General features: G+C 38.1%; 19 protein-coding genes and 6 tRNA genes (1 of these 25 only partly in view). 23 read left to right on the top strand and 2 right to left on the bottom strand.

All coding sequences use genetic code 11. The annotated features are described in order from the left end of the window. Positions 1-196: 196 nt before the first annotated feature. Both LJY09_RS01095 and uvsE read left to right on the top strand, forming a co-directional pair. The gene (locus LJY09_RS01095; RefSeq protein ID WP_028411884.1) at positions 197-1,708 is read left to right on the top strand and encodes a degradosome RNA helicase CshA; all 1,512 of its coding nucleotides are present in this window, start codon (positions 197-199) and stop codon (positions 1,706-1,708) included. A gap of 95 nt (positions 1,709-1,803) precedes the next feature. After that, positions 1,804-2,775 (top strand): UV DNA damage repair endonuclease UvsE, encoded by a 972-nt coding sequence (gene uvsE, locus LJY09_RS01100; RefSeq protein WP_033580801.1) that lies wholly within the window; start codon positions 1,804-1,806, stop codon positions 2,773-2,775. 8 nt (positions 2,776-2,783) lie between these two features. Here the strand turns inward: uvsE and LJY09_RS01105 are convergent, their stop codons facing one another. Further along, a complete protein-coding gene (locus LJY09_RS01105; RefSeq protein WP_028411882.1) occupies positions 2,784-3,386 on the bottom strand; it encodes a rhomboid family intramembrane serine protease in 603 nt (200 codons plus the stop codon). A 64-nt stretch (positions 3,387-3,450) separates the two neighbouring features. Here LJY09_RS01105 and acpS point away from each other — a divergent pair, with 64 nt between their 5' ends. The 14 genes from acpS (at position 3,451) to LJY09_RS01175 (ending at position 14,354) form a co-directional block, all read left to right on the top strand. Continuing rightward, complete coding sequence (acpS, locus tag LJY09_RS01110; protein ID WP_028411881.1) at positions 3,451-3,816, top strand: holo-ACP synthase; 366 nt, start codon at positions 3,451-3,453, stop codon at positions 3,814-3,816. Between the two features lie 58 nt (positions 3,817-3,874). Beyond that, positions 3,875-4,933, top strand: a complete 1,059-nt coding sequence (locus LJY09_RS01115; protein WP_033580802.1) for a LolA family protein — start codon at positions 3,875-3,877, stop codon at positions 4,931-4,933. A 113-nt stretch (positions 4,934-5,046) separates the two neighbouring features. Further along, positions 5,047-6,237, top strand: coding sequence for an alanine racemase (gene alr, locus LJY09_RS01120; protein ID WP_034327253.1), 1,191 nt, complete (start codon positions 5,047-5,049; stop codon positions 6,235-6,237). A gap of 200 nt (positions 6,238-6,437) precedes the next feature. Beyond that, positions 6,438-6,719 (top strand): CopG family ribbon-helix-helix protein, encoded by a 282-nt coding sequence (locus LJY09_RS01125; protein ID WP_013055003.1) that lies wholly within the window; start codon positions 6,438-6,440, stop codon positions 6,717-6,719. A 4-nt stretch (positions 6,720-6,723) separates the two neighbouring features. After that, on the top strand, positions 6,724-7,074 hold the full coding sequence (ndoA, locus tag LJY09_RS01130) for a type II toxin-antitoxin system endoribonuclease NdoA (RefSeq protein ID WP_013055004.1): 351 nt from the start codon (positions 6,724-6,726) through the stop codon (positions 7,072-7,074). Between the two features lie 157 nt (positions 7,075-7,231). Then, a complete protein-coding gene (locus LJY09_RS01135) occupies positions 7,232-8,068 on the top strand; it encodes an RsbT co-antagonist protein RsbRA (protein ID WP_013055005.1) in 837 nt (278 codons plus the stop codon). A gap of 2 nt (positions 8,069-8,070) precedes the next feature. Further along, positions 8,071-8,427, top strand: coding sequence for an STAS domain-containing protein (locus LJY09_RS01140; RefSeq protein ID WP_013055006.1), 357 nt, complete (start codon positions 8,071-8,073; stop codon positions 8,425-8,427). 3 nt (positions 8,428-8,430) lie between these two features. Beyond that, on the top strand, positions 8,431-8,832 hold the full coding sequence (locus LJY09_RS01145; protein ID WP_013055007.1) for an anti-sigma regulatory factor: 402 nt from the start codon (positions 8,431-8,433) through the stop codon (positions 8,830-8,832). Between the two features lie 13 nt (positions 8,833-8,845). Then, on the top strand, positions 8,846-9,856 hold the full coding sequence (locus LJY09_RS01150; protein ID WP_013055008.1) for a PP2C family protein-serine/threonine phosphatase: 1,011 nt from the start codon (positions 8,846-8,848) through the stop codon (positions 9,854-9,856). A 59-nt stretch (positions 9,857-9,915) separates the two neighbouring features. Continuing rightward, positions 9,916-10,248, top strand: coding sequence for an anti-sigma factor antagonist (locus tag LJY09_RS01155; RefSeq protein WP_013055009.1), 333 nt, complete (start codon positions 9,916-9,918; stop codon positions 10,246-10,248). Continuing rightward, the gene (gene rsbW / locus LJY09_RS01160) at positions 10,245-10,730 is read left to right on the top strand and encodes an anti-sigma B factor RsbW (protein ID WP_025753516.1); all 486 of its coding nucleotides are present in this window, start codon (positions 10,245-10,247) and stop codon (positions 10,728-10,730) included. Before LJY09_RS01155 ends, rsbW begins: the two co-directional genes overlap by 4 nt. Then, positions 10,696-11,490 (top strand): RNA polymerase sigma factor SigB, encoded by a 795-nt coding sequence (gene sigB, locus LJY09_RS01165; protein WP_013055011.1) that lies wholly within the window; start codon positions 10,696-10,698, stop codon positions 11,488-11,490. The genes rsbW and sigB overlap by 35 nt, the downstream gene beginning before the upstream one ends. Continuing rightward, a complete protein-coding gene (locus tag LJY09_RS01170) occupies positions 11,490-12,095 on the top strand; it encodes a PP2C family serine/threonine-protein phosphatase (RefSeq protein WP_033580804.1) in 606 nt (201 codons plus the stop codon). The genes sigB and LJY09_RS01170 overlap by 1 nt, the downstream gene beginning before the upstream one ends. An 84-nt stretch (positions 12,096-12,179) precedes the next feature. After that, positions 12,180-14,354: a Tex family protein gene (locus LJY09_RS01175; RefSeq protein WP_155010745.1), complete on the top strand. Its 2,175-nt coding sequence runs from the start codon at positions 12,180-12,182 to the stop codon at positions 14,352-14,354. A gap of 57 nt (positions 14,355-14,411) precedes the next feature. On the opposite strand, the gene cmpA is transcribed toward LJY09_RS01175, so the two are convergent. Continuing rightward, positions 14,412-14,528 (bottom strand): cortex morphogenetic protein CmpA, encoded by a 117-nt coding sequence (gene cmpA, locus LJY09_RS01180; RefSeq protein ID WP_013055014.1) that lies wholly within the window; start codon positions 14,526-14,528, stop codon positions 14,412-14,414. A gap of 109 nt (positions 14,529-14,637) precedes the next feature. On the opposite strand from cmpA, the gene LJY09_RS01185 reads away from it, so the two are divergent. From LJY09_RS01185 to LJY09_RS01215, 7 genes are all read left to right on the top strand, one after another. After that, positions 14,638-15,087, top strand: coding sequence for a SprT family protein (locus tag LJY09_RS01185; RefSeq protein WP_028411875.1), 450 nt, complete (start codon positions 14,638-14,640; stop codon positions 15,085-15,087). A 134-nt stretch (positions 15,088-15,221) separates the two neighbouring features. Beyond that, positions 15,222-15,296 (top strand) — tRNA-Asn (locus LJY09_RS01190). 3 nt (positions 15,297-15,299) lie between these two features. Further along, positions 15,300-15,390: transfer RNA gene (locus LJY09_RS01195), tRNA-Ser, on the top strand. A gap of 9 nt (positions 15,391-15,399) precedes the next feature. Further along, positions 15,400-15,474 (top strand) — tRNA-Glu (locus tag LJY09_RS01200). Positions 15,475-15,498: 24 nt separating this feature from the next. Further along, a tRNA-Val gene (locus tag LJY09_RS01205) sits at positions 15,499-15,574 on the top strand. A 29-nt stretch (positions 15,575-15,603) separates the two neighbouring features. Continuing rightward, a tRNA-Asp gene (locus tag LJY09_RS01210) sits at positions 15,604-15,679 on the top strand. A gap of 11 nt (positions 15,680-15,690) precedes the next feature. Next, a tRNA-Gln gene (locus LJY09_RS01215) sits at positions 15,691-15,732 on the top strand; it runs 33 nt beyond the window's last position.

The raw sequence follows: 15,732 nt of genomic DNA on the forward strand, positions 1-15,732 counted from the left end.
TATTAAAAAGAGTATAAGTAAGCTCTATTGCAAACGGAAAGCCATAGTGTTATGATGTAGTCTGAGTGTCTTGAGGCGCTTATACTCTAAACGTTGAATTTATTGAAGTAGTCGTTTAGAGCATTTTCCGTTTCCTCGGAGAATGCTTTTTTTTGTAAAATATAGATAGTCTAAATATAAAAGGAGTTTGAAAAACTTGGCATTATTTCAAGATTTAGGATTAAGTCAACAGCTTAACAAAGCTGTGAGTAAAATGGGTTTTGAAGAAGCAACACCAATTCAATCAGAAACTATCCCATTAGCACTAGAAGGTCACGATTTGATCGGACAAGCACAAACAGGAACAGGGAAAACAGCGGCATTTGGTATTCCTCTTATTGAAAAAGTTGATGTAAACGTAGATGCAATTCAAGGGTTAATTATTGCTCCTACTCGTGAACTTGCTGTACAGGTATCTGAAGAACTTTACAAAATTGGTCAAACAAAGCGCGTACGCGTGCTATCAATTTATGGTGGTCAAGATATCAGTCGTCAAATTCGTGCATTGAAAAAGCACCCTCATATCATCGTAGGGACACCAGGACGTATGCTAGATCATATTAATCGTCGTACACTTCGTCTACAAGACGTTCATACAGTTATTTTAGATGAAGCAGATGAAATGTTAAACATGGGATTCATCGAAGACATTGAAAAAATCTTATCAAACGTACCTGAGAACCACCAAACACTTTTATTCTCAGCAACAATGCCTACTCCAATCCGTCGCATTGCTGAAAAATTCATGAACGAACCAAAAGTGGTAAAAGTAAAAGCAAAAGAAGTAACGATGCCAAACATTACGCAGTATTATTTAGAAGTACAAGAAAAGCGTAAATTTGATATCCTTACTCGTCTTTTAGATATGCAATCACCTGAATTAGCTATCATTTTTGGTCGTACAAAGCGCCGTGTTGATGAGTTATCAGAAGCATTAAATATGCGTGGTTATTCTGCACAAGGTATCCATGGTGACTTGACACAATCGAAACGTCTATCTGTACTACGTCAATTTAAAGAAGGTTCTATTGATGTATTAGTTGCGACAGACGTAGCTGCACGCGGACTTGATATTTCTGGTGTTACTCATGTATACAACTTTGATATCCCTCAAGATCCGGAGAGCTATGTACACCGTATCGGACGTACAGGACGTGCTGGTAAAATGGGTGCTGCTATGACATTTGTAACGCCAAGAGAAACTGGACAGTTACACAATATTGAGCGTACAACAAAACGTAAAATGGAGCGTATGACTGCTCCAACGCTTGATGAAGCAATGGAAGGTCAACAGCGTATTGCGGCTGACAAATTAACGGAATCTGTGACACAAGGCAACTTATCTTACTACAAACAGTTGGCAGAAGAGTTACTTGAAGAGCACGATTCAGTTTCATTAGTGGCAGCGGCAATCAAATTATTTACAAAAGAACCAAATGAATCACCAATTCAATTAACTGCTGAACCACCGGTAATTGCAAAAGGTGATAAAAACAAACGTGGAAATGGCGGAGGTCGTTCACGTTCTAACTCTAAAAACTACTCACAGCAAAATCGTCGTGGAAACTCAAAGCGTTTTGGTGACAAGCGTCGCGGTGGAAGCAACGGCAGTGATAATAGAAATCGCAATAGCAGCAGTAATCGTAAAGATTCTCGCAGCAAAGCGTAAAATAAAAACGAGCCTTAACAGGCTCGTTTTTTTTATGTGTTAATTGCTATTTTATTGGTGCACACTATGAGTAAAATAAAATGGGGTGTTCACTAATGTCGACCATTGTTCGGTTAGGTTATGTGGCGATGAGCGTTCATTTGGAAAATAGTTCTCCTTCTCAAACAATGACTTTTGCACAATTTCAGCGTGTGAAAGACCATGAAGCGGCCATTCGCAAGCTCGAACGTATTGCAATATCCAACTTAGAAAACTGCTTACGGTTATTAAAACATAATGCGTGGAGTGAAATTGAGTTTTTTCGATTCAGTTCTAAGTTAATTCCATTAGCTAACCATGAGGCACTAAAAGAGTGGAACTACATAGCTCCTTTAAAAGATGCTCTTCAGCGTATTTCTGTATTTTTGAAGGAACATCCAATGCGAGTAGATTTTCACCCGGATCATTTTGTTGTTTTAAACTCAACGGATAAAGAGGTTTTTAAGCATTCTATCCAAACTCTTCGCATGCATCAAAAGTTGCTGAAAGGAATGGATATTCCGCTTCAAAATCGCTGTGTTCTACATGTTGGAGGAGCTTATAATGATAAAGAAAAAGCACTGGAGCAGTTTATTCATAATTGGGGGCTTGTACCTCAATCCCTTCAGCAAATGATTATGTTGGAAAACGACGATACAACCTTTCATATAAAAGACGTCTTGTATTTATGTGAAAAACTAAATGTCCCAATCATTTTTGATCTTCATCATCATCAGGCGAACAACGATGAAACTTCATGGCAAGAGCATTGGGACCGTATCATTAGAACATGGGAACATGAAACACTTCCTCTAAAAATGCATATATCTAGTCCTAAAAGTGATAAAGAATTTAGAGCCCATGCAGATTATATCGATGTTAATGGGTTTTACAGCTTTTTAAAAGAAGTAAATGGAACGATACCGCAAATTGATTGCATGATTGAAGCTAAGAAAAAAGATGAAGCGCTCTTTCAGTTAGTAAGAGATTTGAAGACTTATGAAGATGTGGAATTTATTAACTCATCCACTTTTTATATTAAATCCTAAAGCAGGCCTCATATCTGTGGCTTGTTTTTCTGTTTGAACGTAAGAAAAGCGAGAAGAAATCCAGCAATACCTCCAGCGAAATGAGCTGTATTGTTGGTTCCTGGCGTTAGCAGACCTGAAAGTAATCCAATAATTAAAAAGACGACAATGATTTGCTGGTTGCTTTTAGAAAGCATATGCTTTTGTTTTATGACAAGATAGAGGTAAAATCCGAGCAGTCCGAAAATGGCACCGGATGCACCCACATGGCTGTAAAAAGAAGATTGGATTAGAAATGTAACGATATTTCCAAGCAATCCACACGTAAGGTAGAATAGAAGAAACTTATAAGAAGAAAGAATACGCTCAGCGCCTGGTCCTAACAAGAACAATGAAAATGAGTTAAAAAGAAGATGTGAAAAGCTTAGATGTAAAAAGATAGGTGTGAAAAGCCGCCAGTAGTCTCCTTGGGAAATTAAACTATTCACACCAATAAGCTGATGTATAAAAGATTCTGCAAGGTGTGAGGGAAGAGCGGCAAGTAACCATAGCGCAATGTGGATGCAGATAAGCGTGAAGGTAACAGGATAAAAACGTTTAAATTCAGCTGCATTTTCTGTGCGTACGAACATATTTGTCACTCCTTTTTATAAAGGCATTTTTATATACTATTCTGTAAGAGAGGATTAAATGAAAATGATTATAGGAACTGGAATTGATATTACAGAGTTAGAGCGGATTGAAAAAATGGTGCAGCGTCAAAGCGCTTTTATTACTCGGATTTTAACAAAAAATGAAAGAGAACGCTATGAAAAGCTATCAAGCCGACGTAAGGTCGAATTTTTAGCAGGAAGATTTGCTGTGAAGGAAGCATATTCGAAAGCTCTTGGAACAGGAATAGGGAAAGATTTCAGCTTCCAAGATATCGAAATCGTGAATGATGAAAGAGGGAAACCCCACATTGTTACAAAACAACCACTGGAAGCATCTGTACACGTATCTATTTCCCACAGTGCGCACTATGCGATTGCTCAAGTAATTATTGAACGCTTGTCAAGCTAGTCTGCATATTCACTATTTCTTGTTCATATATTCATAGTGTGGATAGGGGAGACAAGATATGTTCTTGCTTCTCCGTTTAGCTGTGAATATACGAAACAAAGGAGTTGGGGAAATGCATAAAAAATGGATTGGCTTATTTGTTTGCGCCTTTTTTCTCTTAGCCTTATCAGCATGCGGTGAAAAAAGTCAGCAGGATGTAACAGATGCATTGGATGCCAAGGTACAAGAAATGGCGGGGTATAAATCAGATGCTAAGATGACATTGAATACAGGGAAAGATGCTCAAGTATACGATGTAGAGATTTGGCATAGTAAGCCTATGTACTATCGAGTGAATTTGAAAAATACAAAGAAAGATCAAAGCCAAATGATTTTGCGTAATGATGAAGGGGTTTTTGTTTTAACGCCTGCCTTAAATAAAAGCTTTCGTTTTCAAAGTGACTGGCCGCAAAATAGCAGTCAAGCTTATTTGTATGAATCCCTTGTCCAAGATATTGTGAAGGATGAAAAGGCAAGTTTTAAGTCAACGGATAAACATTATATTTTTGAAACAAAAACGAACTATCAAAATAGCACAATGCTTCCTAAACAAGAAATTACGCTGAACAAAAGTGACTTAGCGCCTGTGTCGGTTAAAATTATGGATACGGATAATAAAGTGTTAATAAAAGTTGATTTCTCTAAGGTGAAATTCGATTCTAAGTTTGATAAAGGGGCTTTTGATACAAAAAGAAACATGACAAGTGCAAAGATTGACATTCCGACATTAGCTCAGCACAAATCATTTAGCGTTCTTTATCCTAAGGACGTTCCAAAAGGTACAAAGCTGTCCAAGGAAAAGAAAATTGAGACGGAAAATGGTGAGAGAGTCGTTTTAATGTACAAAGGAGAAAAGCCGTTTACGCTTGTACAAGAAAAAGCGCAAGTAGCTAAAACAGCAACATCTACAGTTACTGCCGGAGAGCCATTTGATTTAGGTTTTACTGTGGGAGCTTTAACGGATAAAAGTCTATCTTGGACATATAATGGAGTAGACTTTATGCTGGCTTCTGATCAGCTGACACCAGATGAATTGAGTACAGTTGCTAGATCTGTGCAAAGTCAGATGGGAAAATAAGAGAAGCTTACAAGCCTGCATATATGTAGGCTTGTTCTTGCTTAATTTGAATAAAGATCGAGATGAAGTTTGGCTATAGATGTATTATACTAACAGAGGAAAGTACGTTTAGAATGGTTCTGAAAAAAGGAAGTGTCGTAGTAATGGATGCATTTTATAGAGAAACATGGGCAGAAATTGATGTAGAAGCCATTTTTCAAAATGTGAATCATGTAAGAGAACTGATACCGGGGCATAAAACGTTAATGGCCGTAGTAAAAGCGAATGCGTACGGGCATGGAGATAAAGAAGTAGCAGAGATTGCGCTTCAAGCTGGCGCTGATATGCTAGCTGTAGCTTTTTTGGATGAAGCTATTGCTCTTCGAAAAAAAGGAATAAAGGAATCCATTTTAGTATTAGGAGCCGTGCCTCCCTTACACATTCAAACTGCATTGGAGTGGGATGTAACGGTCACTGCTTATAGCAAAGCTTGGATTGAAGAAGCGGCGTCCATTCTAGGTGCAAACAGTCAGTTGCATATGCATTTAAAAATAGATACAGGCATGGGTCGCTTAGGAATTAGAACAAAAGAAGAATTACACGAAACGATGAATATCATCACTTCTCATTCAGGGTTCGCGCTGGATGGAGTGTTTACGCACTTTGCAACAGCAGACGAGCTAAATTCGTCTTATTTTGAAAAACAATACACATTCTTTGAAGAAATGGTTCGAATTGTGAAAGAACATAGTTTTACACCTCCGATGATTCACTGTGCAAATAGCGCAGCTTTGCTTCGTCGTCCGAGCGATATCTTTAATGGCGTACGCTTAGGTATCTCTATGTATGGCTTGAGTCCTTCAGAGGAATTAAAAGAAGTCTTGCCAATTCCGTTAAAACAAGCTTTTTCGCTGCACAGCCGTATTGTGCATGTTAAAAAAGTCAAAAAAGGGAGTCATATCAGTTACGGAGCTACTTATGAAGCTAAAGAAGATGAATGGATTGCTACTATTCCAGTAGGATACGCAGACGGCTGGATTCGTAAATTAAGTAATTTTGAAGTGTTAGTAGATGGAGTTAAAGTGCCAATTGTTGGTAGGATATGCATGGATCAATTAATGATTAAATTGCCTAAAATGTATAAAATGGGTACAAAAGTAACATTTATTGGAAAACAACAAGGTGCTGAAATTACAATTGATGAAGTAGCAAAGCATCTTGAAACAATTAATTATGAAATCCCTTGCATGATTGCAGCAAGGGTTCCGAGGGTTTATACAAGAGATTCTCAGCACATTCATGTTAATAATTATATCTTGCGCTGAATATACATCTTCCTGAGTCAACATAAAAAGCCTGCGAACAAAAGACAATAAAATAATAACTTCCATGCATAAAAGAGGGTATCAATTGACGATAATAGTGTAGAAATTGACAGAATTAACTTTCCATTAAAGCTAATCAATGTTATGATAAGGAAAGATGAGACTATTGGTGTGTGTATTGATGTTGGAGGTGTATGTTTGTGTCTGAAGCGAGCGCAACTACAGAAATCCTAGTAAGATTACCGAAAAATTTAGTATCGGAGCTCGATCTTATGGTTAAACAAGAAAATGGCAACCGAAGTGATTTTATTCACCAAGCAACAAAATTGTACCTTCGTGAGCGAAAAAAACGCCATATTCGCGAATCAATGAGACGTGGATATATGGAGATGGCAAAGATAAACTTAAATATTGCTTCCGAGGCTTTTCTAGCAGAGTATGAAGCTGATCATACTGTGGATCGTTTAGTAAGCGGGGGGTAATGACTTGGTAGTCAAACGTGGCGACGTTTATTTTGCTGACCTATCTCCTGTTGTTGGCTCAGAACAAGGAGGCGTTCGCCCTGTACTTGTCATTCAAAATGATATAGGCAATCGTTTTAGCCCAACTGTTATTGTAGCTGCGATCACTGCTCAAATTCAAAAGGCAAAGTTACCTACGCATGTTGAAATTGATGCAAAGCGCTATGGATTTGAGCGAGATTCAGTTATTTTACTAGAACAAATTCGTACTATTGATAAACAGAGGCTAACAGACAAGATTACCCATTTAGATGATGAAATGATGGACAGAGTGGATGAAGCCTTGCAAATCAGTGTAGGACTTATCGACTTTTAGAATTATACTTCCATTTATGCTAAGTTGCTCCTTTATGAGCAACTTTTTTAATTTGACTAGGAATAATCAGTAAACGTATATTGTAATAAGAAACGTTTTAAAAATGATAATATATATATAGATATAAATGAGTGTATTGACTCACAAGGAGGACCTCATGAATCAAGATTTATTCAATTATATACAAAATCATAAATCAGAAATTTTTGATCGATGGCTAGTGTTAATGAATGATGTGGAAACAGAGCGGATTAAAAACATTGTATCCGAGCAAGTGTACGTAAATGTAAGCTCTGATTTTGTAAATTTACTTTTGGCAAAAGCATTCCGTGATCAGGAAAATTTTGCAGAGGAACTAGAGGAAGTAGTAGGACGAGTTGTGAGTTTAGGATGGCCTCTTGCTTATTTGACACAGGGTGTACGTAACTTGGGTCATGTAGTGGTTGAAGGGTATGTAAACAGTGAACATGTAAAGGCTGATCAAACTCATTCTGAATTATTCTATCGGTTTGACAAGTGGTTAAGCCCTATTTATAACAAAATAGTAGAACAATACTCCAACTCGTGGGAAAATACAGTTATGTTGCAAAAAGTTGCACTTCAAGAATTGTCTGCTCCATTAATACCGGTATTTGATAAAATTACGGTAATGCCGCTTGTGGGAACAATTGACACCGATCGTGCAAAGAAAATTATGGAAAACTTACTGCAAGGTGTCGTAAAGCACCGATCAGAGGTCGTATTAATAGATATTACCGGAGTACCAGTAGTGGATACGATGGTTGCCCATCATATCATTCAAGCTGCTGAAGCCGTACGTTTGGTTGGAGCCAAGTGTTTGTTAGTAGGAATTCGTCCGGAAATTGCTCAGACTATTGTGAACTTAGGTATTAACTTAAATGAAATTATTACGAAAAACTCATTAAAAAAAGGTGTAGAGTTTGCGTTAGAAATGACTGAGCGGAAAATAGTTGATATAGAATCGGAGGAATAAACGTGAGAATACCCATTTTGAAATTGTACGACTACTTATTGGTATCCATTCAATGGGAGCTGGATGATCAAACGGCTATTCAATTCCAAGAAGATTTGCTAAGTAAAATTCATCAAACTGGAGCAAAAGGAGTGGTAATCGATTTAACTTCAATTGATATGATCGATTCATTCATCGCAAAAGTGTTAGGTGACGTGGTTAGCATGTCTAATTTGATGGGGGCCAGAGTAGTATTAACAGGTATCCAGCCTGCAGTAGCTATTACACTTGTTGAGTTAGGGATTGGCCTAAACGATGTTCTTACTGCACTCGATTTAGAAAAAGGTCTTGAGAAACTCCAATCGGAATTGGGGGATTAGTATATGGAATTCCAATCCAGCGTAAAAATCGTAACAGAATGGGACATCGTAGCGGCACGCCAATTAGGTAGAAATGTGTCGAAAGAGCTAGGGTTTGGAACAGTTGACCAAGCTCGTATTACAACCGCCATTTCTGAATTAGCTCGTAATATTTACCTATATGCGGGTAAGGGTCAAATCTATATTGAGAAATTAAATCGTGGAGGAAAAAACGGTCTTCTTGTCGTAGCAACAGATGAAGGGCCAGGTATCCCCGACGTTCGCAAAGTAATGGAAGATGGATACTCAACATCGGGTGGACTAGGAGCTGGGCTTCCTGGGGTAAAACGATTGATGGATGAGTTTGACATCGAAACAAATGTCGGAGAAGGTACTGAGATTAAAGCAGTTAAGTGGCTCCGGTAGGAGGAAATAGATAATGTCTTTTGATAAAGAGATGAGAGATTTATACAAAGATATTTTGGGGAACTATATCCAAACACAAAATGAACAAATTTTGTATCAAGGACAAAAACTAAGTAGAAAATCTTTAGAGAATGAAATATCGCCAGAAGATATTGTGAGCATTCATAAAGAAGTGATTGAAGAAATTTATTCTGATATTCCAGAAAAAGTGCTGCATTCTCTGGACTTTTTACTTGAGGTAATGATTAGCTACGGTCTTGCTCTTCGTGAGCATCAAACATTAAAAAATAAGCAGCGGGAACTTCGTTCTGAAATCGAAGTTGCCGCTAACGTCCAGCAGACGCTGTTAGGGACAAAGGTTCCGGCTAGTTCAACTTTAGAAATTGGCGCGATTAGCGTACCTGCTAAACAGATGAACGGAGATTATTTTCACTTTGTAGAAGAAGAGCACGGTGGATTAAGTATTGCCATTGCCGATGTGATCGGAAAAGGAATTCCAGCTGCAATGTGTATGTCTATGATCAAGTATGCAATGGACAGCTTACCGGACTCAAGAAAAAATCCAAGTTACGTATTGGAGAACTTGAATAATATTGTAGAGAGAAACGTAGATCCAAGTATGTTTATTACGATGTTCTACGGAAGTTATAATCCCGAGACAAACTTATTTGATTATGCATCTGCAGGGCATGAGCCAGGCTTTTATTATGATGCCAAAGCTGATTCATTTGAAGATTTGGAAGCAAAAGGACTCGTGCTAGGAGTCGATCGCCATGTGAAATATCTTCAGTACGAGCAGCAGCTTTCAAAAGGCGATATGATTGTTCTGTTAACAGATGGTGTAACAGAATGCAGAACTGAAGAAGGATTTATCGAAAGATTGGACATCATAAAATTAATTCGAAAATACATGCATTTGTCTCCTCAAGAAATTGTAGAATCTGTATATAAAGAGCTGGAAAAATTACAGCATTTTCAATTGAGAGATGACTTTACATTGATTATTTTGAAGAGTTTAGTTTAAGTATTCTAAATAAGGGTACAGAAAAGATAGCACAAAATTAGAGGGGGTCTACTAATACGATGAATTTAAAAATAGATATACAAAAGGACGGTCAAGCATATCGTATTAAGCTGGCTGGAGAGATTGACGCATATACAGCACCTAAGCTAAAAGAAAAGTTCATGGAAATTACTGAACATACTGAACCGGAAATTATAGTCGATTTAACCGATGTATCATACATGGATAGTACAGGACTAGGTGTATTTATTGCATTGTTAAAAGCCAATAAGAAAAATAACGGCTCTTTGAAATTTGTTGGTGTATCAGAGCGCATCAAGCGCTTATTTGATATTACGGGCCTCACAGACATTTTAAACGTGAATTCACAAGTAGAAGGTGGCGTAAAATGAAACAGCCTTATGACTTTGTTGAGATGAAGATTCCTGCTAAGCCAGACTATGTAGCGATTATTCGACTGACGCTGTCTGGTGTAGCGAACCGGATGGGTTTTTCTTATGATGAAATTGAAGATATGAAAATTGCTGTGAGTGAGGCATGTACAAATGCCGTACAGCATGCTTACAAGAGTGAAGAAAATGGTGAAGTGAGAGTAGGTTTTGGTTTATTTGATGACCGTTTAGAAATCATGGTGGTCGATAAAGGCGAAAGCTTTAATTTTGAAGAGCTTAAGGAACATATAGGACCTTATGAAACATCAAAAGAAGTTGAATTTCTTCCTGAAGGTGGACTTGGTTTATATTTAATTGAAACACTAATGGACGAAGTGAAAATGGTCAATTCAAAAGGTGTAACGCTAATGATGACTAAGTATGTGCAAAGAGAGCAGGTGGAGAGTGATGAAAACACAGTCTCAACCTATGAAATTAACTAAAGAACAGGTTCAGGAACGAATTGAGCGCTTTCAAAAAACGCAGGATGAAGAAGCACAAAGTGATCTAGTAGTACATTACAAGAACCTTGTTGAATCTATTGCACGTCGTTATTCAAAAGGCAGAAGCTTACATGAAGATATTGTGCAGGTAGGGATGCTAGGACTGTTAGGAGCTATTAGAAGGTATGATGCTTCATTTGGAAGAAGTTTTGAATCGTTTGCTGTTCCTACAATCATTGGAGAGATTAAGCGATTTTTACGCGATAAAACGTGGAGTGTTCACGTACCGCGCCGCATCAAAGAATTAGGTCCTAAAATTAAAGCAGCTGTCGAAGAGCTAACAACCCGTTTACAGCGATCTCCTCAAGTAAAAGAAATTGCTGATCATATCGGAGTGACAGAGGAAGAAATTTTAGAAACGATGGAGATGGGGCAAAGTTATCAAGCGTTGTCTGTTGATCATTCTATTGAAGCAGACTCTGATGGAAGTACTGTTACAATCCTTGATTTAGTAGGTGAACAAGAGTCGGGTTATGAGAAAACTGATCAGCGCTTAGTGTTAGAAAAGATTCTTCATGTATTAAGCGATAGAGAAAAAGAAGTAATTCGCTATACATTTATTGAAAATCTGAGTCAAAAAGATGCCGGTGAGAAATTAGGGATTTCTCAAATGCATGTATCTCGACTGCAAAGAAGAGCTCTTGATAAGCTAAGGACTGCAGCTCGCTCAGATTCTAACGATTCGGAGTATATGTCGTGATGACAGTAGACCCGAATACAAAGTCGATTCAAACTCATATATATCAAGAGCCAAAGCAAGGGAACGTGTGTTGTGGAGATAGTTACTATGTCAAAGAAACGGATGATTATTTTCTATGTGCAGTGGCAGATGGATTAGGAAGCGGTGAACAAGCCAGAGCCGCTTCTGTAGCTGTTACGGATGTAGCGAAAGCTCATCATCATCTAGATGTAGATGAGATCATTTCTAAGTGCAACAAGGCTACTCGACATACAAGAGGCGCAGCAGTAGCTATTTTGAAAATTGATAAAAAACATAACGAATTTCATTACACAAATGTAGGTAATATCCGCTTTTATCTGTATTCTCCGGAGGGGAAATTAACGTACCCTCTGCCAATTCAAGGTTTTTTATCAGGGAAAATTCAAAAGTTCCGCACACAAACCTTCCCATATGACTCCGGTTCTAAATTTTTGATTCATACAGATGGCTTAGAATTAAAAGAGATTAAATCTGTTTTTGCTAACTCGATGAATGTCGATCAATTGTCGACACGCCTACAGGCAGCAATTCGATCTCATAATGACGATATTACGTATATCGCTGGTCATCTTCCAACTGCATAGCCTTTCTTTTTAGCTCACATGTGTTATTGCATGTGAGTTTTGTTACAATAGAGACAAAGTTTCATTTAGGTAGGAGGATAAGCTGTGTCTGTTGCAACGAAATTAGATAATCAAATTGTTCAACGTGTAAGTAAAGAGGTAGAGATTTCACACAAGCAAGTACAAAACGTAATTGCTTTAGTAGAAGATGGTAATACAGTTCCCTTTATTGCTCGATATAGAAAAGAACAAACTGGTGCTTTGGATGAAGTCCAAATCCGGAATATTTTAGATTCCTGGAACTACTTAATGAATTTAGAGGAGCGTAAACAGGAAGTTCACCGATTAATTGAAGAGCAAGGGAAATTAACTGAGGAACTGTCTGCTCAAATTCATCAAGCGAAGAAATTGCAGCAAGTAGAAGATTTATACCGCCCTTTTAAGCAAAAACGACGTACAAAAGCAACTGTAGCAAAAGAAAAAGGTCTTGAACCATTAGCACAGTGGCTACTAAGTTTCCCGAATTCTGACGTGAACATTGAAGCGCAAACATACATAAATGAAGAAGCAGGAGTTCAATCTTCTGACGAAGCTATTCAGGGAGCCCTAGACATTGTAGCGGAACAAATTTCTGACGAAGCATCTTACCGTCAATGGATTCGTACGACCACTGTAAAAGATGGCATAATTGTTACTTCAGTCAAAGATCAGGAAAAAGATGGAAAAAATATCTATGAAATGTACTATGAATATACAGAAGCGGTAAAGCGAATCGTTCCTCACCGTATTTTAGCTATGAATAGAGGAGAAAAAGACGGTATTTTAAAAGTGAGTATTGACGCGCCTACAGATCGTATTCTTTCATATTTACATAAAGAAGTAATCAAGAAAAGGGATTCTTCAGCTGAAGGTTATATCATCTCAGCTATAGAAGATGCTTATAAACGCTTAATAGAACCATCTATTGAACGCGAAATTCGTAAAGACCTATCAGAAAAAGCGGAAGAAAGAGCCATTCACATCTTTTCTGAAAACTTACGAAAACTTCTTCTCCAACCTCCATTGAAAGGGAAAGTGGTATTAGGAGTAGATCCAGCTTTTCGAACAGGCTGCAAATTAGCTGTAGTAGATGAAACAGGCAAGGTATTAAAAATTGATGTTATTTATCCACATCCTCCTGTGAGAAAAGCAGCTGAAGCACAAAATAAATTAAAGAAAATGTTCGCTGAATACCCTATTGAAGTAGTGGCAATTGGAAATGGAACGGCATCTCGCGAAACGGAGCAATTTGTAGCGGATGTTCTTAAAGAAATTGAAAACCCAGTTTATTATTTGATTGTGAATGAAGCGGGAGCAAGCGTATATTCGGCTTCTGATGTTGCTAGAGAAGAATTCCCTGATTTTCAAGTAGAAGAGCGAAGCGCTGTATCGATTGCCAGAAGGCTGCAAGATCCGCTGGCTGAGCTTGTGAAAATCGATCCTAAGTCGGTAGGAGTAGGGCAATATCAGCATGATGTGTCTCAAAAGCAATTAAATGATTCACTGACTTTTATTGTAGAGACAGTAGTAAACCAAGTAGGAGTGAATGCAAACACGGCTTCTGCTTCGCTTCTACAATACGTTGCTGGTCTAAATAAGACAGTTGCTCAAAACATTGTAAAATATCGGGATGAAAACGGAAAATTCTCTAACCGAAAACAGTTGAAGAAAATTCCGCGTCTAGGGGCTAAAACATATGAGCAGTGTATTGGGTTTTTACGTATTATAGAAGGTGAAGAACCTTTAGACAGAACGGGTATCCATCCTGAAACATATGGAGACGTTAAAAAGCTTTTAAAGAAAGCGGAAGTGAAAGAGACTGAACTTGGAACGGAGAAAGTAAAAGAAGCATTAAAACATATTTCTTTACCCGAAATATCAGAAGAACTAAGTATAGGGGAGCTTACTTTAAAAGACATTATAGAAGCGCTCGTAAGACCGGAAAGAGATCCTCGTGATGAACTGCCAAAACCTTTGCTCCGTCAGGATATTTTGAAGCTAGAGGATCTAGCAAAAGGTATTCAGCTTGAAGGAACGGTGCGAAACGTCGTAGACTTCGGAGCGTTCATCGATATAGGAGTTAAGCAAGACGGTCTAGTCCATATTTCTAAATTAACGAATCGGTACGTTAAGCATCCCCTCGATGTCGTTTCAGTAGGAGATTTGGTGAATGTGTGGGTAGAAGACGTAGATATGAAAAAAGGAAGAGTTGCACTGACGATGATTCCGCCCCATCAATAATAAAATTGCCTTTTCAGATTTTCTGAAAAGGCAATTTTATTTGTAAAAAGAAGTGATTTAAGAAGCGGAATTATTTTTTTGATAAAAAAACCAACATTGGTTGAGCAATTTTATTTGTGCACGGTCTTTTTCAGAATAAGCGCGCCTCATTTGTTTTTGTAGCCACATTGGCATAAGGACAATCACTCCTTTTCATTTATGATAAGGTGAATAGTGAGTATGTAATGAAGTGTATGCCCCAAGAGCTAGTCAGGTGATTTCATACAGTAGAGGAGTATGTAAGATGAATGATAAGGATTTACAAATACTTGTAGAAGAAATTTCATTGAAGCTGTTTCACAAACCATTTCGTCATGAAGCCACTTTTAATTCTCGGTTACGTACGACAGGCGGAAGGTATTTGTTACGTACATCTAATATAGAAGTAAACTACAAATACTTTGAACAATATGGCACACAAGAAATAGTAGAAATTATTAAACATGAGCTCTGTCACTATCATTTGCATATTGAGGGGAAAGGGTATAAGCATGGAGATCAAGACTTTAAAAGGTTAATGAAAGAAGTAGATGCACCTCGATTTTGTCAGGCATTGAAAAAAGAAAGTGATGGAAAGAAAAAAGAGCACATATATGTATGTATGCAGTGTGATCAAAAATATGTTCGAAAAAGAAAAGTGAACACAGTTAAATATGTTTGTGGGAAGTGTAAAGGTAAATTAAAAAAAATGTAGAAGATGCTTGACTAAAATAGATTCATTATGGTAAATTAATAAAGCCGTCTCAAATAAACGGCAAAGAAATTACAAAAACTTATTGACATTACATATAATGTCGATTACAATGTAAGAAGTCTGATAAATATTATTCCACAGTAGCTCAGTGGTAGAGCTATCGGCTGTTAACCGATCGGTCGTAGGTTCGAGTCCTACCTGTGGAGCCATATGGAGAAGTACTCAAGTGGCTGAAGAGGCGCCCCTGCTAAGGGTGTAGGTCGTGTAAGCGGCGCGAGGGTTCAAATCCCTCCTTCTCCGCCATTTTATAATGGCCCGTTGGTCAAGCGGTTAAGACACCGCCCTTTCACGGCGGTAACACGGGTTCGAATCCCGTACGGGTCACCATTGATTTTTATTTACATATCCTGTGGAGGATTAGCTCAGCTGGGAGAGCACCTGCCTTACAAGCAGGGGGTCGGCGGTTCGATCCCGTCATCCTCCACCATTTTGACTGTTTCATACATAATTTTGGATGGTCCCGTGGTGTAGCGGTTAACATGCCTGCCTGTCACGCAGGAGATCGCGGGTTCGATTCCCGTCGGGACCGCCATTTTAAATTATTGGGCTATCGCCAAGCGGTAAGGCAACGGATTTTGATTCCGT

The sequence above is a fragment of the Priestia sp. J2 genome, assembly GCF_020790095.1.
Taxonomy (GTDB): domain Bacteria; phylum Bacillota; class Bacilli; order Bacillales; family Bacillaceae_H; genus Priestia; species Priestia zanthoxyli.